Here is a 19255-nt window from a genome sequence, read left to right on the forward strand (position 1 = left end):
GATATGAATTCGGCGTCCAATAATGCTGCTGAAGATAAGTCACGTATAGGTTATCGATTTCATAAATTGTCATATTTGAAATGTATAAAAGAGAACTTTTATACTCTCGTTTAGACACGTTACTTAAAGCACTTTGTTACTGAAATACGTCACATTTTTGCTTTGCGTGCTTGCATTTAGGTGTCTAACACATGCCGTTTATTTTCGACTTTTTCAGTTGGTTTTGAACGCATTCGAGATGTTTTCATTTATTAAGACTTATACTTATAGCTAATAAGTAGTTGTTAATTGATCCATACCTTTCACCTATTTAGGTTGTGTAAAGATAAAGGAACATTCAATGAGTAAAGATAATGGTGGTATTCCTAAACACAGCGGAAAAGCCAACCCTATAGATACCGATTATCAAGTCGGTCAGGACAACGTCGTGTTATCCGTTGGACCTTTTGGTTTAGATATTCATAACCGAGTGTTTGCGGTCTCTGGGTTAGCAATTGTGATATTTGTATTTGCTACCTTAATTTTCAGGGAACAAGTAGAGCCGATTTTTGTCCATATGCGATCCTGGCTAACCTCCAGCCTTGATTGGTTTTTCATCCTTTCCGGTAACATATTTGTTTTAGTTTGTATTGGTTTGGCCATCTCTCCACTGGGTAAAGTTAGGATAGGCGGGACGGAGGCTTTACCTGACTATAGTTACGCTGGCTGGCTGGCAATGCTGTTTGCCGCAGGTATGGGTATCGGGCTGGTATTCTTTGGTGTATCGGAGCCAATGTCTCACTTCAGTTCTTCGCTTGCAGGGCCTGTGCTTGAAAATGGAGTCCGAACAGATTGGGCACCTTTAGGCGGCGCTTTAGGTGATATCGAAGCGGCTCAGTCATTGGGTATGGCCGCAACGATTTATCACTGGGCTTTGCATCCATGGGCCATTTACGCCTTGCTGGCATTGGGTCTCGCCATATTCTCGTATAACAAAGGTCTACCGCTGACGATGCGTTCGGTTTTTTACCCGGTTTTCGGTGAACGTATTTGGGGCTGGCCAGGGCACATTATTGATATTCTTGCGGTAGTAGCGACAGTATTTGGTCTTGCTACTTCATTGGGTTATGGTGCTTCTCAAGCAGCAACAGGTTTGAATTTTCTGTTTGGCGTACCGCTAACAGACACGACACAAATTGTCCTGATTATTGTTATCACCGCATTTGCGTTGATATCCGTACTTGCGGGATTGGACGGTGGTGTTAAACGACTTTCCGAAATTAACATGGTATTGGCGGCATTATTGCTGTTCTTTATTGTTATTGTTGGGCCAACCTTGTTTATCTTGACTGGCTTTTTCGACAACATTTTGTCGTATATGGAAAACTTCCCAGCATTGTCGATGCCATTTAATCGCGAAGACGTTAACTACTCTCAAGGCTGGACTTCATTCTACTGGGCTTGGTGGATTTCATGGTCGCCATTTGTTGGTATGTTTATCGCACGTGTATCGCGCGGACGTACCGTTCGTGAATTTATTTTCTGCGTACTCATTGTCCCTTCAACAGTCTGTGTTTTCTGGATGACGGCCTTTGGTGGAACAGCAATTAGCCAATTTGTAAATGATGGTTATGAAGCCGTTAAAGATGCCGAGCTTCCGTTGAAGTTGTTTGAGATGCTGGAAGTTATGCCTTTATCAAGCATTACCTCTTTTGTTGGTATCATTCTGGTTGTGGTGTTCTTCATTACATCATCGGACTCGGGTTCGTTGGTTATCGACACTATTGCCGCTGGTGGTAAAGTCGATGCACCGACACCACAGCGCGTATTTTGGTGTACGTTTGAAGGCTTAGTGGCGATTGCATTATTGTTGGGAGGGGGACTAGCCGCTGCGCAAGCGATGGCAGTGACGACAGGTTTCCCATTCACAATTGTCTTATTAATTGCCACATTCTCGCTGATTTTAGGGTTAATGAACGAGCCAAGAGCCCAAAAGTAAGGGCACATTCATCCATTAAGCAAGGGGCGTATCCGTTAGGATACGCCCCTTTTCGTTGTTAAGAGGCCATTTAATCAGGCTCTCATCACATTACTTTTGTCTGTTTTTCAATCACTTAATGTTGATCGAAGTCACACATATTGAATTTATGCATTATTAATAAATGTGTTACTAATTCATTGTTATGAATATTAGTAACTTAGAGGAAGTCTTATTATTGAGTCATGAGTTAAAATAATCACCTTTCTGTGTAAGGTTTCTGTCATATATAAGATTAGTGGAACTGATGTCACATTTATCGTTTGTTTGAATAATAATTCAAAAATAGTGACTTATTGTTTGAATGTTGTTCACTTGAATAAAAAGGAGTGGTTTCATATCTTGCTGAGCTCATTATCAAGTTAACGAATTAGGCTTAGAGTTTGTTCCGCTGTTTTCTTATTGTTTTTAGCCTCTTAGTTGGGGTTGGCTGTGCTAACGCACAGTCTTCAGATCGTTTTATCTATGTTTTAGGAACAGGAGAAACGATAGATAAGGCTGTAATTGATGCAAAAAAACAATTAGCACTGAATATTTATAGCGAAATAGAAGTTCGTGAAAAGAGTCTGTTCACCAAAATCGACAACCAAGTATCGAGTTCATTTGAGCAAGAATCTTCACTTCGTTCACTTCCAATAGAAATTTCAAACCTCGAATTGGTTACCTCTGAGTGCCAGAACAACCTGTGTGAATACCGTTTTAAAATTGATCGCCTGGCGTGGTCGGAAAAACTCACACGCGAGTTAAACAACAGCTTTGAACTAGCTGAACTAAAGCTTGAGAATTTGGGTAATCGTTGGGTTGATTTCAAAAGATTTTCACAGGCAAACGATATCGTTGCGAAAAGTAACATTAATATGAAGCTTTTGAGCTCTCTTAGTGCGAAAGATGCAAAGGACTTAAGCCCACGGCATCAACGTGTTCAGCAACAATTAGAACGCTCTACGCACCAATTTTCGATCTCATTCCGTTCTTCATCAGACGCATTTGCTGGCCAATTACTGAGTTTACTGTCGAACAATGCCATTTCTAGCCCTCAAGGCGCGATTTCGATTTTCATAAAGACTTCTGCTCGAAATGGCAGAGTTGGGGGCAATTTTGTTGTACGACAAAACGTACAGCTAAAAATCTTTGATGCAGCAGCACCCGGAGTGATGGTTGCTCAAAAATTGGTGACTGAATTAGGTGAGTCACCAAAAAGCTTGGCAGCAGCAACGAATGACGCTAGGCAAAAACTAATTAAAAAACTGACAAGTGAGTCTATCTATTCAATTTTTGATTGAAAGAATTAACACAATTAAAGGATAAAAAATGTTTAAGAAAACAGCAGTGGCTACTCTATTCGTTTCTGTGCTTGCAGGATGTTCTTCAATTCCAGGTATGGAATCAGCAACCGTAGACCGTAACGAAATGAGCACTCAACTAACAAAAACGTGTGCTGAGTTAGGTTCTGACTACACCCCAGTCTCTGTTGCAGTCGATCAAGTGTCAAAAATCATGGTGTCAATTCAAGAGCGCCAATGTTCTGTTTTCCAAGACTACCGTACGCTTGCAGATAAACACGCAGATGTTGCAGGTTTCCTAGCAATTAATGCAGACAAATCTGATGAAGACTTGCTAGTTGCAATGAATGCGTTTGATGAAGGCAAACCTGCGAACAAAAAGATCCGTCCGCAGGTTGAAGCTTACAAATCAGCATCAGACTCAATCTTTGATAAAAACGTTGAACTAGCTAAAGATATTGCGATTGAGACAGGTAAGATTGCTTATATCGCATCTCAAAATGCTACCGTACTTGGTCAAGAAACAGCTCTAGCAAGCTTAAAGAACGCATTGTCTTTTGTGTCAAGCTCATCTGAAGATGAAAACGCTGAGAAGGAAGTTGTGCCAGTGGTAGAAGCTTACAACGAACTAAAAGCGCGTTCAGTACTGGCTTACGACGCTAACGAAATGATTTCTCTGGATCAAAATACAATCGATCAACTAGAGAACTTGGACAACGTTGTCGCGGAGCAAGTGAAGTCATAATGAAATATTCAAAGATCGCAACGTTGGTCGCTGCTGGTCTTGTGCTTGCTGGGTGTAATAGTACACCCAGTCAGCAGACTTACGCAGTAGAAAGCAACGCTGGCAACTCGTCACTTATCATTGGTAAATCCGCTTTTGATTTTGAAGACAGCGATATTGAAGTGCCAGCGTACTTTAATACCCAAGGGCTTCAGTTTTGTTCTTATGAAGCCAACGAAAAGGATACTCGTTGTCCTCTAGCCAAAAAGACCATTCGCCTTTACTTCGGTGATGTGAAAACGGATGTGAGTGAAAGCTTGCAAGGAAAGTCTGCGGATGTATTTAATTCTATGCACAGCAGTATTGGCCAGTTTGAAACCAAAGCACTTGAAAATACCCTTGAAACTCAGTTTGCAGGTGTAAACCGTTTCCGCATCCTTACCCGTGATACCAAATCAGTAAACGCGGCGTTAGAAGAAATTCTAGCGGATGAGGGTGCTGCCAATGTTGCTCAAAAGATGAGTAGTCGAGAAAAGCTTTCTACCGATTACATCATGAAAGTGGATGTACTCAAAACTGGTGACATGCTGTTTGGCTCGACGCAATCTCTGTTCCAAACGTCAATGGAAATGACGACAGGCGTTATCGACCCGTATACGCGTGAAAAACTCAGCTACCCAAATATCGGTAAAATTCGTGTTTCGAACTTCGATGTGCGTGACAAGAAGAGTTTTACCACCGTTATTGCCAACGGGGACTACTACCGCGGCTTCAACTACACCAGCAGTAAAGATGTTGACTCTGTCATGAATGAAATGGCATCTCGTGGATTCGATATCATGCTGACCCGTCTATTGAAAGAAATGCCAGCAACCGCACAGGTTCAGGGTATCAAAGGCGATCGAATCTCACTTGACCGTGGCCAAAATGCGGGTGTTTTACCAAATGAAACCATGGTGGTCTTTGAGTACAGCGCAGGGTTCGTAGAGCCGATTGGTGTTGCGACAGTCAACCCAAGCCAACAAAGCGCACAGGGAAAAATTGTGCGTTGGAAAGACAGCGATCTCGCAGATCAAGTACGTGATGAGGCTGAAAATGGTATCTATCGTCCGGATCGTCAGCGTCGAATTTTTGCGGTTAGTGTCGGCGTCCCAATGGAATTCATGAAGGAACGCAGTACATGGGCACAAGAAGGCTAAGAACTGCTCTAGTCTTAGGTGGTTTGTTTTTCGCTACTCAAGTTAACGCTCTAGAACTTGATAAGAGCCAGTCGGCACTGGCTCTGATTGAGCAAGGTTGCTCCTATGGTCGTGGCTCGCTGGCTATTGAAGCGGCCAAAGCGGATGCACTTAACAATCTGCGTTTTTTCCTGAACGGTCAAGTTAGCATGTCGTTGTCAACCTATGATACCGAATTGCTAAACGATCAATTTAATCAGGCTACGCGCGACATGTTGGTTGAGGGTATTGATCAAGGGTTGATTAGTGCTGACTTCAGCCAGCCAGAGCTATTGGGGGACGATACTTGTGTTACCGCACGTGTAACCCCTCCGAAGATAGATCCATCTTTGAACGAAGATGACATCTCTTGGGATTCTGAGCCAACGGTTTCTGTGGTGGTTGTCGGAGAAGGCATTGCAAGCAAAGCTCGCGGTTTAAGCGCGCGTGAAGTAGCGGAGCAAGATGCGTTTCGCAGGGCTATTAGTCAGGTACTTGGAGTTATGGTTAAGTCCGGCTATTTGCAGCAGTCTTATTCCAGCATGTCGGCGAACTCAACAAGTGATGACTTCGACCTCCACGATGTAGCGGTGCAGTCGCTTTCGATGCAGTCACAAGGCATGATTACTGGATGGAGTGAAATCTCCAGTCAGACGAAGCCTAATGGTGTATTCACTATCACTTTAGATGTCTCTGTTGAGCGTCAGAAAGTGCAAGCGAAAATTGCTCAACTGATTAAGAGCTTAGGCCAGCCAGCTGTTTACGTAGATGCTAACCTTCCCGTAGTACGCTCTACTTTTTCTACCTCATTGGCAAATATGGGATTTGACCTTTCATCTGCGCCCGAGTTGGCAACGGTCATCCTCAAAGTGAATGAAACCAAGAAAGTGACGCCTTCTGGTTTACAGTTGGCGTTGTCAGCGCAAATGCAGGATCGTAGTGGGAATTTATACGGTGAGTGGCATAACGACCCAACCTTAATGACCCTGCCAAACAAAGAAGGCATGCTCAATGAGCTCGCTTCTGTTCACCTGGCTGTTGAAAAAAACAAAACTGCTTTAACACAGGCTTTGCATGGCGCTGTACAAAAAATGGCGATGCGTGGCGGTCCGGTTCGAGAACTTATCTTCACGCCAGCGGCAGCAGGAAAACAAGGGCAACTTTTCACGCTTATCAGCGCCATTAACGGAGTGTCGGATATCAAGATTGAAAGCCGCTCTGGCAGAGTTGTCGTTAAGCTTCGCTCTCTCAATAACGCCAATGATCTCGCGCAGTATATCGAACCAACTTTGCGCATCCATCAGCCCAATTACCCGTCAAAATTACGTGTCTTAAACGATTATCAAATTAACGTACTTTAGGACATTTAAAGGATTATTATGTTTAAAAAATCACTCCTTTCATTGGTACTTGCGAGTGCCTTTAGTACTGCACACGCAAGTGCAGATTTTGATCTTAATGATCTCGTCCCTGCAACGAATACTGCTGAAACACAGGCTGTGAATACTGATAGTGTCAAAGAGGTTGGAGACGTAGTCGTTGCGGCTGACCCTAAAGCAGCAGTCCTTGTTGCTCACCAAAGCTTGATTGAAGAAGAAGGCGACGGCGTCAAAATGATCGCTGTCGGTTCTGGTATTGGTATTCTGTCTACAGGCTCTGGTAGCTACGAAACGTACGAAAACCGTAATGCAACGCTACTTTCTAAACGCGCGGCGTACATGAAAGCGTTCCAAATTGCTAAAAAGCAACTGGTTGAAAACATGGAAGGCATGAGCAATATGTGTGCGACTGCCATCAACGAAACCATGGATATTATTGATACCGCAACAGAAAGCACTGCGAATACAACAAGTATGATGAGTGATAACTGTGCTGAGTCAGTAAAGGGTGCGCTGGCTGGTTACGTAACTTTTGATGTCTTTGATGACCCAAGTGAGAACCTGGTTCGCGTTAGCTTAATTTCTACACCAAAAACTCGTGAACAAACCAAACGTAAAGTTGGTGCTATCACGCAAACTACTGAACCAAACGTCATCTTCAAACAGATTATTGCCGAGCTCCAATCCGGTGTTTTGCCTCCAGTTGGCGCAAAAGTCATTACCAATGCTGAAACGGGAGAGTCTTTTGTTCTGGGCTTTGGTTCATCAATTATTCGCGACAACAAGAACAATGCCGTAAAACGCAAATTGCTTAATGTGTCTAAGTCTCAGGCACAGGCTAAAGCACGTAATGGTTTGATCGCCGTAATGCAAGGTGAACAAGTTTATTGGGAAGGTGGTTTCACTGAGAATCAGCTTGAGAAAAATGAACAGTTCGAATACGAACCAGATAGCATTAATCCAGCAGATGCGAAAGTGTTGGCAGAAACCCAGCACACTTTCCTAAACAACATGAAGAGTGCGGATTCATACAAGTCGTTTGCTTCGGGTAAAGTACCTGCAGGCGTTTCTGTGAAAACCTTCAAGAGCCATGATGGCGACTGGATGTTAGCGGTAGCGGTTTATGCGCCTTCTTTGGAAGCGGCAGCAAAACAAGCGGCAGCAGAAAACAAACAGCGTGTGCGAGAAGGCCAGACAGTAGGCACAAACCATAAGATCTCGACAACAGGTGGTTTGACTGATGGTGGCAACAATACTCAAGGCCCATCAGGCCAAGTGAGTAATGCGAATGATCTGTAACCACAGATACGCGTTAATGCTGGCGGGCTGTATATGCCTGCCAGCCTTTGCTTCAGAACCGCAAACCTGGTCATTTAATGGCACAGATTATCTCGTTAGTGATCGTGATGCTGAAATTTCGGTCGTGGTGTCAAGAGAGCACGCACTGACAGCCAAGCAAATGAAATCGCTCTGTCGTAAAGGCTTAGGGCTGAGTTTGAGAAAGCAATATGAAGACAAGCTGGTTCAAGGAGAATGGATTAGCGAACGGCTTGATACCTGGCCGTTTGCGAACCTGAGCTATGAGTTAACCAGTATACAGTTCTCATCGCTGGAGAAAGATCAGGCTTCATGCTCTGCGGTTATCAATGATACTGGGTATAAAACCAACCTTCAAACGACTGCGCTGAACTACGCCATTGCGTATTACCAGACCGAGCAATTTGCGAAAATAAAGCCCATTCTGCCGTTGTTAATGAAGGACTCCAGCGTCGCTATGGACGCGGCAGGGATCGTTAGTTTGCTGCTGGCTCAGTCAGACACCGATAAGGCGGATAGCTACTATCAACAGTATGTAGATAAGCATCTTATTACGCGAAATGAAGTAAAAATCTGGCTTGCTCAATGGAAGTATGACCAAGGTAATCTTGAAGAGAGCCAGTTGCTTGCGAAGTCTTGCAGCAGTAAGCAATGTGAACGTTTTGCTTTGAATATTGAAGAAATTCTATTTGAGCAACAAGCGGAAAGCGCAGGGGATCTCTCCTCTTACTTTTGATGAGAAAGATGACGGTAGCAAGAATGATGAAACTAAAATATTGCGCACTGACAATACTATTGAACCTAACTGTCACGATGCCAAGTCACGCCAACGACCCGTTCGCGGAACTCGACCAAGAGATAGAGCAGCTTACTGTTGACGACACGGCCGAGTTTGAGCAATGGTACGCAGCGCACATCAAAGAATTCAACCAGTGGCAACAAGCGTATTTAGCAGACTGGGACAGCAAACAAAAAGCATCCATTGAAAAATGGAGTGACAATAAAATCTCCTCACCAGAAGTTATTGTCGTTTACGACAATAAACACGATGCGCGGACGGTTGTCGATTTGGAGAAAGGCGAAGTCACAGTAAGTTACCTGCCAAAGGATGAAACTGAAGCCAAAACAGGGAAGACTCAAGACGCCGACGTTGTTAATGCTGTGATTAAGAACAATGCCCAACTATGGGGAGAGGTTGGTGTACCGCAGCCTGCTGAAGCAAAATCGACAACGGTTATTGTTGAAGAGGTGAAAGTTCAGGAAAAAACATTCGACCAAGTGAAGCAAGAAATTGAAGAACAGACAGAGCGCCAAATGAGTCAGTTAGACATGTTCGTCACTCAAGAAGCTTCTGTACTAAGCGAACAAAAGGCTGAGCAACTTGTTTCTGAACAAAAAAATGAGATGAATAAGCAAAAAGAAAAACGCATCGTAAAGATGAAACAAGCGCTTATTCAGCAGGAGCAACAGCTGAAAAAGGCACCGCGCAAAGTGGTGGCTTATACAGTGAAGATCCCGAAGTCATCTCTCTCTGACCGAGCAAACAAATATTTACCTGCAATAAAGGAAGAGGCGGAAAAACGTCAGTTAGCACCGGCTTTAGTGCTTGCGATCATGCATGAAGAATCTCACTTTAATCCAAAGGCGAAATCTCACGTACCAGCGTATGGGTTGATGCAAATTGTCCCAACTACAGCTGGGCATGACGTAAACAAGCTTTATCGTGGTAAAGACAAGCCAATGCGTGAAAATGATCTCTATGATCCAGCGGTCAATATTGAAACGGGCAGTGCTTATCTGAAGATTTTACAAAGCCGATATTTGAAGGGGATCAAAGACCCTAAAAGTGCAACGTACAGCATTATTGCAGCTTACAACACAGGTTCTGGCAACGTTGCTAAAGCGTTTGGAGAGCGACGCGTATCCCGAGCAATAAAAAAGATTAATAGCATGAGTTCTGATGAAGTATATCAGCAACTAATCAAAAACTTACCTTACCAAGAGACGCGCAATTACCTTAAGAAGGTGAACGATAGAATGCAAACTTATCAAGCGCAGTCAAACTCAGTCATTTAAAAGGAATGGGGATGAAACATCATATTCTTACCGCGGCAATCGGTGCTCTGGTTTTATCGGGGTGTGCAAGTCAAAGTGCGCAAGTAGAAACAGCAAAAATTGAAACGAACACAGCAAATAATGTACCTAGCTGGGTTCTAAATCCGGCTTCGGCAAATGGTTTTGCGGCGTCAAACTGTGTGGAGTCATCAGGTAATTTTTCTATCGATCGTAATCACGCGGTTTCTTTAGCACGTAATACACTCGCACAAAACTTAGATATCAAAGTGAGTGTGCTGGAGAAAAACTATCAAAAGATCAGCAGCTCTGTAGACGGACAATCTGCGGGCACTACTTTTGAACAGATCGCGAAACAGGTCTCGAATACTTCAATCCATCATAGTGAAGTAGAGGAGATCTCACTGGTTGAAATTGACGGTGCGAAGCAGGTTTGTGCATTGGTTGTCATGCCAGAAGTTGAATCTGAAAAGCTGTTTAATAGTGCGTTAAAAGTGTCATCTATCGATCCAACCGATAAAGCGTCTCTTTATAAAGAGTTTGTTAGTCAAAAGACTACGAAACAATTAGAAGAGCAGGCAGAAGCGCTGTAAGTTGTTTGTGACCTATTAATAAAGCGAGCGTGAGGCTCGCTTTGAACCCTCTGGTCGATTCTATCCAGAAATAAGCCTGCACAAATACGAACCGATAAGTAGTCGAGATTGAGAGGAGTTGTTACACTCACGAGCTGCTAAAAAGGAGTAAGCTTTACATGGCCAATGACCTGGATGACTACGACGTAAAAATTCTGCAGTTATTGCAAGATAATGGACGTCTGACAAATCAAGAACTTAGTGAGTTGGTTGGGTTGTCAGCCTCGCAATGTTCCCGCCGTCGCATCACATTAGAAAACAATAGCCTCATACTTGGCTATCATGCTCGCTTATCACCAAAAGCGCTAAAGCAGGAAGTGATAGCGATGATAGAGGTGAAACTGCTTAATCACGAAGCTAAGAAAACTCATAACTTTTTGAACTTTATCGATAATGAAGCGTGCATTGTTGAAGTCTTTAAAACCACGGGAGATGCGGATTATCTTATAAAGTGCTTGGTCGCTGACCTGAACACGTTAAACGATCTGATCAACCGCATCTTCACTACTCAACTCATTTCCCATATTAAGACTTCCGTCGTGCTTGAGCGTGTAAAAGAGTACGGCACTACCCTCCAATCTTGATAAATGGTTGCACCAAAATAGCTCGCCCCTGCGGGTTTGGTGCAATTAATTTTCAACCTATGCATGAAATCGTCATTTTTGTGTTTTTACTTGCACGATATATTTGTTGTGTTATTAATAATGCACAAATTACGCATGTTGTTGTGCGAGGACAGTGATCAAGGAATAGGTTGATTGCTGGGGTGTAAGTGTTAGTTAAGGGATTAATAAAGTGTCAGAGGCGACAATGACGAACACAGGCCATAAGTGGTTTGAAGACGTGTTCGCTCTTTTTATGGGAACAAGCTTAGTATCGTTTGGCGTGTTGTTTTTAAAACAAGTGGGAATGGTGACAGGCGGCACTGCTGGGCTATCTCTGTTCCTCAGCTACAACTTTCAATTAGAGTTTGGCACCATCTTCTTTTTGGTAAACCTACCGTTTTACTATTTGGCTATCCGTCGTATGGGTTGGTTGTTCTGCCTGAAAACCTTTACTGCAGTCGGTTTGGTCTCATTTATCACCAATACACAATCCAACTTTGTTGAAATCAGCAATGTGCACCCACTATATGGGGCGATTTTTGGCGGGTTTTTATTTGGTACTGGGTTTATCATCTTATTTCGTCACAAAGCCAGCTTGGGTGGCTTTAATATTCTAGCGTTATACCTTCAGGACAAAATTGGTTTACGCGCAGGCTGGTTCTTAATGGGCGTAGATGTGACAATTATGTTAGTGTCTCTATCCGTTGTCGGTTATGTCGAACTGGCTCTATCAATACTCTGTGGTGTCATATTGAACTTTATCATTGGTTTAAATCACCGTGCAGACCGCTATCAAGTTAATAATTAACAAGGAGAATTTCAGTGCTTAATCATGTAACAGCCTATGCCGGAGACCCAATATTGTCTCTGATGGAACAATTTATGGCGGATGAACGTTCTGAAAAAGTGAATTTAAGTATCGGCCTGTACTACGATGAAAATGGAAAAATTCCAACGCTACCATCTGTTGCAACTTCGCAGCAGCAGCTAGCCGCAGAAGAAAGTCAGCCTTGTATTTACTTGCCAATGGAAGGCTTAGCACCATATCGTGAAGCGGTTCAAGCTCTTGTTTTTGGTGAAAGTCACCCTGCGTTGGAAGAAAAGCGAGTAGCGACGATTCAATCACTCGGTGGTTCTGGTGCGCTGATGATCGGTGCGGATTTCCTTAATCACTATTTCCCAAATTCGAAAGTGTGGGTGAGCAATCCTACATGGGAAAACCACAATGCCATTTTTGCAGGTGCTGGATTCGAAGTAGGTACTTACCCGTACTTTAACCCAGAAACGAAAATGCTCGATTTCGATGGCATGGTTTCTCAGTTAGAAGCGCTACCTGCAGAGAGTATTGTTCTGCTTCATCCTTGTTGTCATAACCCTACGGGCGTTGATCTTACTAATCAACAATGGGACAAAGTGATCGAAGTGGTTAAAGCACAAAAGCTGATCCCATTTTTCGATATGGCTTATCAAGGATATGGTGAAGGGATTGCTGAAGACGCTTACGTTATTCGTCAGATTTCTCTGGAAAAAGACGTAGTGAGCTTTGTAAGTAACTCATTTTCTAAAACTTTCTCACTTTACGGTGAGCGAGTTGGTGGCCTGTCTGTCGTATGTGGTAACGATGAAGAAGCATCCCGCGTGCTTGGGCAGTTAAAAGCGACGGTTCGCCGTAATTACTCAAGCCCGGCAAAGCACGGTGCGGTTGTGGTTTCTAACGTGCTCAATACGGAAGAACTAAAAACTCAGTGGTTTGGCGAAGTAGAAGGCATGCGTAGCCGTATTCTGACGATGCGTGAAACCTTGCACGAACAGCTAAAAGCGTTACGCCCTGAAAAAGACTTCAGCTTTCTTATCAAACAAAAAGGCATGTTCAGCTACACGGGTTTCTCGCAAGCGACAGTTGAAAAGCTTCGTGAAGAGCACGGTATCTATCTGATCAACAGTGGCCGTATGTGTCTAGCGGGTCTGAACGAACAAAATGTTGCACGAGTTGCTGAAGCATTTGCTGCTGTTTAATAAGGCATTAGATTAAGAATATACACCCAAGTGCTCTTAAGTTGCTTGGGTGTTTTTTTATGCTGTTAGCGAAGTGCATATTAGCCCCTGATACCCTTGCCTGAAAATAATTCAGATAGTTATCTCGGGCTTATGAATTAGTATTAATAAATTTATCATTATCTATATAGCCAAAAAGAATAATTACTATTAGATTAAAAAGTCTAAAATTTTAGAGTTCAAAACCCTTCTCATATCGTTAAAAATCTATTTCTTTTAGGTCCGGTTTTATCGCTGTCTATTCGGGACATACTTTAATGAATATCTCACTAACCTTTTGCAGCTAAAGGTGAATCTGACCAATTAGCCCCCCTCGTCTGCTCTAACGGCTACTTTGGCTTGAAACCTTTGCATGCCATCCTATCGTGTTCTTTGTTTTATGAGAATTGAAGCGCTTCTCCTGCCTAGCACATCGTATGTTTACATTTAACCGTTTACGAGACGGTAAGTTTCATATTGTTATTACTATTTAATCTGATGCATATGCATATAGGTCACTACACTTTTACAAATGCTTAACAAATTAAATGGTTCAATGTCGAACCATTTTAGTCACCACCAAACAAGGAAGAGCAGCTATGAACAAGACAATGCTTTTTGTTTTAATAAGTTCACTGTTGAGCACTGGCGCATGGGCTGGTCCGCCGGGAGAAAATACGCATGGTAGTACAACGATTTCGGTATCTGAGAGTATTCTAGGAGCGGATACATGCATAAATCCAGCCTCTGCCATGGCAAATGATTCAGATAGCGATGTATCAGCTGATGCTTTAGCTTACGCGATGTCCGGGGCTTCTTCATATATCGACATCAGTTATTCTGGGGGCGTGACTCTAGACTTAACAAGGCACGGAAACAATGGCGCTGTACATCAGGTCGAGTTAAACGCGAGTATGGGAAGTGGTACTCTTTTTGCCCAAGTGGCTGAGTCCGACACAGAAGGGGATTCAGAGGCTTCTGCTTATACTAGTGCAGAAGCGGAAGCCGCAGCTACGATGATTGCACAAGCTTACATGAGTGTATTCCAAGGTATTAATGAGGATATTGACCTCGTAGTAACAGAGATCACCATTAAGATTGGTACCGAAGCGACAGCATCAGCTGTTGCCGGAGTTGAAGGCTCAGCAGAGAGCGAAGCAGTCGCAGAGTCTGAAGCTAGTGCGGATGGCGATAGTTCTGCTTCTGCAAGTGCAACTGGCGGAGGTATATCGTCGAGTGGATCTTCATTCTACGTACAAGGAGCCAATATCGAAGAGTTTACAACACAACTGGGTGTTGCAAGCGGTACTGTATTCAATGTTCAGACTTCAGCTCTTGCGCAAGTATACGCTGACGCGATGGCAACATCATTCGTTTACGCCATGGCAGAAGCATCAGCTCAAGCGCAGGCCGCTGGCAAGCTTACGTTTGAATGGGACTTACCTGTTTTAGGGGCAGGTTCGTTACCCATTGTGACCGCTTTTGACTCTGCGGCTGATGTCGCGCAACAAATAGCCGATGCCACTCAAGAGATCATTTCGTATGCGCAAGCTGCCGCTACCTCTTCTGCAAGCGCTTTAGGTGGTTCTTCCGTTAACATGAATATGATGGTTCATTATGAGAATCTACCTGGTACCGAAGATTTATTGGAAGTCGTGGGAAGTGGTAGCCTTGCTTTAGACTGTTCTCAAGCTTCGGCCAGTGCGACTGCAAGTGCAGAGGCTGAGACTAATTAGAGACTTAGTTTAGCCAAAACAAATACCAAGTCATCCAACGCATGAGTTGGATGACTTTTCTTTTATGTTCGGATAGTTATTTAAAATCAAGCTCTTCTAGAAGCTGGGCTCGGTAAGCTCGCGGAGTGACTCCAAACCAAGCCCGACAGGCGCGGTTAAATGTGGCTTGTTCTGAGTAGCCTAGTAGACCGCTGATCTGACTTAACTTTAGGTTTGGATCTTTCAAATACTTGGTCACGATAACTTGTCGCTCACTCACTAATATTTGCTCGTAAGTAGTACTCTCTTGGGCGAGTTTTCGTTGCAGTGTTCGCTTGTGCATAGAAAGGTGAGAAGCAATGTTTTCACTGCTACATTGGCCTGTGGGAAGCAGACCTCTAATGAGTCTTCTTACATCATCAGAAACGGAACTGGCAAAGGGAATGGGTTGTGATTCCAGGTAGTGTCTTGCCAGTTTACAGGTTTGCTCATCTTCGCTGGATAGCGGAGTCGCGAACGCCGACTCTGGGAGAATAAATCCGCACCAGTTCTGATTAAACTCGACCGGACAGCCAAATACGTTTTGATACGACGCCTCATTTCCTAGCCGAGAGTGCATAAAGTGCGCAGAGATGGGTTTAAAGTCGTTTCCGCATAATAACTTAATCACCTGCATCGCATTCGCCAATCCCAGCTCATAGCACTGTACAGAGTAGTCAATGCCACGACCCTGCACGCAGTATTCCAACTTTATTGTTCTGGCTTGTCCCTTTGTTTGAACGATGTGTTTTGTCGTTAATGCTGAACAATGCAGGTGTAAATAATTGGAAATATTTTCCAGTGCATCACCAACCGTCGCCGAACTGCGTGCAATCACCGAAATCGGGCCAAGAATGCCCATACCCTGATATTCAGCGAGTCTCAGGCCGAAGTCCGGGCAATTGAGAGTGGTTACCGTGTCTTCCAGCAAGGCAATCATATTACGAAAGATGAGGAAGGAATCCTCATCTCGTTTGTCTGCACTAGGGATGTGATATTTCGACAGCAGATAGAGAGGATCTCCACCCAAAGATTGCGTGAGATTGTCGTATCCGCGAAGGTTTGTCGCTCTAATTAGAATATGCACCATGACTCCCTTGTCTCTATTTTTCCATTCTATCGCTGATACAGTTCAGTTAAAAATATGGAATTAACATTTTAGTAACATTGTCGTGTTTTATCAAAAAATAGTCGTCATTCATCAATATTGTTTGCCTTACTTTCTGAAATATTGAGCAATGTTTAGTCAATAATAACGACAAAAGGAAAACGTTATGACCGCTGCGCACTACGACACTATCATCATCGGAGCCGGACTTTCAGGGATTGGAACCGCTTGCCACCTAGCCTCTGAGCACCCTGATAAAACATTGGCGATTTTAGAAAGAAGGGAACGAATGGGAGGTACCTGGGATTTATTTCGCTACCCAGGAATTCGTTCTGATTCAGATATGGCGAGTTTCGGGTTTGACTTTAAACCTTGGTATTCCGATAAAGTTCTGGCAGAAGGAACAAGCATCCGGGAGTATGTTGCGGAAACGGCTGAAGAGTTTGGCTTTGACGACAAGGTGCAATACGGTTTGGCAATCACTTGTGCAGACTGGTCTGACGCTAAACAGCGATGGACTGTGACCGCTACGCACGAGTCGTCAGGTGAGGAAAGAACATTTACTTGCTCGTTTTTGATCAACTGCGCTGGCTACTACAATTTTGATAAAGGGCATCGACCACATTTCGAAGGAGAGGAGTCGTTTAAGGGCGATATTGTTCATCCTCAGTTTTGGCCAGAGGATTTTGATTATTCGAACAAGAAAGTGGTCGTCATTGGTAGTGGTGCAACAGCCATAACACTTTTGCCAAGTATGGCGGAAAAAGCTGCGGGTGTGACTATGCTCCAGCGCTCGCCAAGCTACATTATGGCGGTTCCGAATACGGATAAAATTTCTGTTTTCCTTAATCGTTTTTTACCGAAAAAGTGGGTATTCAATCTGATCAGAAAACGCAACATTCTCATGCAACGAGGTATGTATCTGGCGTGTAGAAAATGGCCAGAAAGAATGCGTAAAGTGTTGCTATCGCATGTTCGTAAGCAAGTTGGTCCCGAATTTGATATGAGTCACTTCACGCCGAATTACAACCCATGGGAGCAGCGCTTGTGTGCAGCGCCAGACGGTGATTTTTTCAAAACCTTGCGTTCAGGTAAGGCGAATATCGTCACTGATTATATCGAACACTTTACGGAAAAAGGCATTAAGCTGAGATCTGGACAGTACCTAGAGGCTGATGTGATTGTGACCGCAACAGGTTTGGATATCCAGTTAATGGGGGGCATGGAGTTTTTGCTCAATGGCGAGCCAATCAACGTTCCGAATCGCATGATATATAAAGGGATCATGATTGAAGGGGTGCCAAATTATGGTTGGATATTTGGCTATACTAATGCGCCATGGACGTTAAAAGCGGATATCGGCGGACGTTATTTGTGTCACTTGTTTAGTCATATGGAACAACATGGTTTTGCCGCTGTTCGACCTGTGGACAACGATAATGCCAACACGGGTGTCAGCATGCTAGATGGCTTTGCGCCGGGTTATATGGAGCGGGCCAAAGAAAGAATGCCGAGACAAGGAAAAGAAGGGCCTTGGGTTGTCACTATGCACTATGGAAAAGACAAAAAAGCGTTGACTGAGGATCCTATCGAAGATGGCGTTTTACAGTTTTCTCCTGCTGTAAATCAAGATAAAGCAATGGTTCAGGAAGTTGAAGCGACAGCATAAGACGACTTACCTTAAGTGAAGGACTTGAATATGAAAATACCTGATAGCACTAAGCCGCCGGTGGTACTTATTCCCGGAATGTGGAGTACGGGAGAAACCTTATCAGAAGTACAGCAGGCTTTTGAAGCGCAAGGTTATGAGGTGGATTCTCTTTGTCTTCCTGAGCACAAGAACAAGCTCGAATACAGTCAAGCGGATAAAAGCCGACTTGCTACGACTACATTACAAGACTACGTGGATTTCATCGTTGCCAGAGTTAAGTCGCACGATCTTGCCCCTATTTTGGTTGGGCATTCAATGGGAGGATTGTTAGCACAATTAGTGGCGGTTAGGGTGCCAGTCAGTAAATTAGTGCTGCTCTCATCTGCCTCTCCTGGTGGCATTAATGGTTGGAGTTGCTCGGTTATTCGTACATTTGGGCTCAACTTATTGGTATTTCCACTTTGGCGTAAAGTCACGGAAGTTGGCGAGAGTAATGTCCGCTATGGCATTGCTAACTCTCAAAGTGACTCTGTTCAAGAGCAAATCCTAGACAATATGACCTTTGAGTCGGGCATGGCAACGTTTCAGATTGGCGTTGGTGGCTTTTTCAAAAGTGGTTTTTCACGGGTTGATGCAAAGCAGGTGACGTGCCCAATACTGGTACTGGGCGGAACCGCAGATCGTATTACGCCTATCAAGGTGCAACGCGAGATCGCGAAAAAGTATGGGCAACAGGCTACTCTGGTCGAATTACCAGAGGTATGTCACTGGACAATAGGGGGAAGCAATTTACCCCACGTTACATCGGTGATCTTTGACTGGCTTGATGAACAAATACATATCGCCGCGTAAATACAGCGTTTGTACATTGAACTGCATGTTTGAAAAATGCCCTCCTGTTATAGGAGGGCATTTTGTTTACTCTTAGCTAGCGAATTGGAATCTTGTGTTCTTCTTCGCTGTGTCCGGCTAGTTTAGGTACCACGACAGTCAAAACACCGTCGGAAAAATCAGCGCTAATTTCTTCGACATTAATGTTGTTACCGAGCGTAAAACTTCGAGACATTTTGCCACTGTAGCGTTCACTGTGGACTACTTTACCTTCTTTTTCTGTCTCTTTTTTAGTTTCGATACTGGCTTCGATGGATAACACACCTTGCTGGCAGCTAAGTTTGATATCTTCTTTTTTCACTCCCGGCAAATCGGCAGTGACTTCGAAAGCTTGGTCTTTCTCGACGATATCAACTCGTGGTGAAAAAGACCCTTCTTCGAATCGTGTCCTCAATGCAGGAAATGAATTGTCAATGAACCGGGAGAAATCTGCCCAGCTATCACGAGGAACCAAGCTCATAAGTACCTCCTAATTCACTCTTTCCTAACATCACTATAAGTGTAATTCGGGTGTGCGAATTTTCAGGAAAAATTATTGCTCTGTTTGATAAATATCAAATATTCAGCGGG

At 43.7% G+C, this 19255-nt stretch carries 17 protein-coding genes; 15 read left to right on the top strand and 2 right to left on the bottom strand.

Annotation, left to right across the window (positions count from 1 at the left end; translation table 11 throughout):
- The first annotated feature begins 340 nt into the window (after positions 1–340).
- The 13 genes from DBX26_RS22460 to DBX26_RS22520 all read left to right on the top strand — a co-directional run bounded on the left by DBX26_RS22460 (position 341) and on the right by DBX26_RS22520 (position 15017).
- The gene (locus DBX26_RS22460) at positions 341–1978 is read left to right on the top strand and encodes a BCCT family transporter (RefSeq protein WP_014234857.1); all 1638 of its coding nucleotides are present in this window, start codon (positions 341–343) and stop codon (positions 1976–1978) included.
- A 422-nt stretch (positions 1979–2400) separates the two neighbouring features.
- A complete protein-coding gene (locus DBX26_RS22465; protein ID WP_118120943.1) occupies positions 2401–3300 on the top strand; it encodes a hypothetical protein in 900 nt (299 codons plus the stop codon).
- Between the two features lie 28 nt (positions 3301–3328).
- Entirely contained in the window at positions 3329–4045 is a 717-nt protein-coding gene (locus DBX26_RS22470; RefSeq protein ID WP_065303924.1) for a hypothetical protein, read from the top strand.
- Entirely contained in the window at positions 4045–5223 is a 1179-nt protein-coding gene (locus tag DBX26_RS22475) for a hypothetical protein (protein WP_020335415.1), read from the top strand. Before DBX26_RS22470 ends, DBX26_RS22475 begins: the two co-directional genes overlap by 1 nt.
- Entirely contained in the window at positions 5205–6602 is a 1398-nt protein-coding gene (locus DBX26_RS22480) for a hypothetical protein (RefSeq protein WP_118120944.1), read from the top strand. Before DBX26_RS22475 ends, DBX26_RS22480 begins: the two co-directional genes overlap by 19 nt.
- An 18-nt stretch (positions 6603–6620) precedes the next feature.
- Positions 6621–7919, top strand: a complete 1299-nt coding sequence (locus DBX26_RS22485; RefSeq protein ID WP_118120945.1) for a hypothetical protein — start codon at positions 6621–6623, stop codon at positions 7917–7919.
- A complete protein-coding gene (locus DBX26_RS22490; RefSeq protein WP_118120946.1) occupies positions 7909–8673 on the top strand; it encodes a hypothetical protein in 765 nt (254 codons plus the stop codon). Before DBX26_RS22485 ends, DBX26_RS22490 begins: the two co-directional genes overlap by 11 nt.
- 23 nt (positions 8674–8696) lie before the next feature.
- Positions 8697–10013, top strand: a complete 1317-nt coding sequence (locus tag DBX26_RS22495; RefSeq protein ID WP_254063565.1) for a transglycosylase SLT domain-containing protein — start codon at positions 8697–8699, stop codon at positions 10011–10013.
- 11 nt (positions 10014–10024) lie between these two features.
- Positions 10025–10603: a hypothetical protein gene (locus DBX26_RS22500; protein ID WP_118120947.1), complete on the top strand. Its 579-nt coding sequence runs from the start codon at positions 10025–10027 to the stop codon at positions 10601–10603.
- A gap of 158 nt (positions 10604–10761) precedes the next feature.
- Complete coding sequence (locus tag DBX26_RS22505) at positions 10762–11226, top strand: Lrp/AsnC family transcriptional regulator (protein WP_118120948.1); 465 nt, start codon at positions 10762–10764, stop codon at positions 11224–11226.
- Between the two features lie 226 nt (positions 11227–11452).
- Entirely contained in the window at positions 11453–12055 is a 603-nt protein-coding gene (locus DBX26_RS22510; RefSeq protein ID WP_014234850.1) for a YitT family protein, read from the top strand.
- A gap of 14 nt (positions 12056–12069) precedes the next feature.
- Entirely contained in the window at positions 12070–13263 is a 1194-nt protein-coding gene (locus DBX26_RS22515) for an amino acid aminotransferase (protein ID WP_118120949.1), read from the top strand.
- Between the two features lie 617 nt (positions 13264–13880).
- The gene (locus tag DBX26_RS22520; protein ID WP_118120950.1) at positions 13881–15017 is read left to right on the top strand and encodes a hypothetical protein; all 1137 of its coding nucleotides are present in this window, start codon (positions 13881–13883) and stop codon (positions 15015–15017) included.
- A gap of 76 nt (positions 15018–15093) precedes the next feature.
- Here the strand turns inward: DBX26_RS22520 and DBX26_RS22525 are convergent, their stop codons facing one another.
- Entirely contained in the window at positions 15094–16125 is a 1032-nt protein-coding gene (locus tag DBX26_RS22525) for an AraC family transcriptional regulator (protein ID WP_118120951.1), read from the bottom strand.
- Positions 16126–16309: 184 nt separating this feature from the next.
- On the opposite strand from DBX26_RS22525, the gene DBX26_RS22530 reads away from it, so the two are divergent.
- A complete protein-coding gene (locus DBX26_RS22530) occupies positions 16310–17812 on the top strand; it encodes an NAD(P)/FAD-dependent oxidoreductase (protein WP_118120952.1) in 1503 nt (500 codons plus the stop codon).
- A gap of 30 nt (positions 17813–17842) precedes the next feature.
- Positions 17843–18646, top strand: coding sequence for an alpha/beta hydrolase (locus tag DBX26_RS22535; RefSeq protein ID WP_014234845.1), 804 nt, complete (start codon positions 17843–17845; stop codon positions 18644–18646).
- Between the two features lie 76 nt (positions 18647–18722).
- Here the strand turns inward: DBX26_RS22535 and DBX26_RS22540 are convergent, their stop codons facing one another.
- Complete coding sequence (locus tag DBX26_RS22540) at positions 18723–19145, bottom strand: Hsp20/alpha crystallin family protein (RefSeq protein ID WP_014234844.1); 423 nt, start codon at positions 19143–19145, stop codon at positions 18723–18725.
- Positions 19146–19255: the final 110 nt, after the last annotated feature.

The sequence above is a fragment of the Vibrio sp. dhg genome (assembly GCF_003443775.1).
Classification (GTDB): Bacteria; Pseudomonadota; Gammaproteobacteria; order Enterobacterales; family Vibrionaceae; genus Vibrio; species Vibrio natriegens.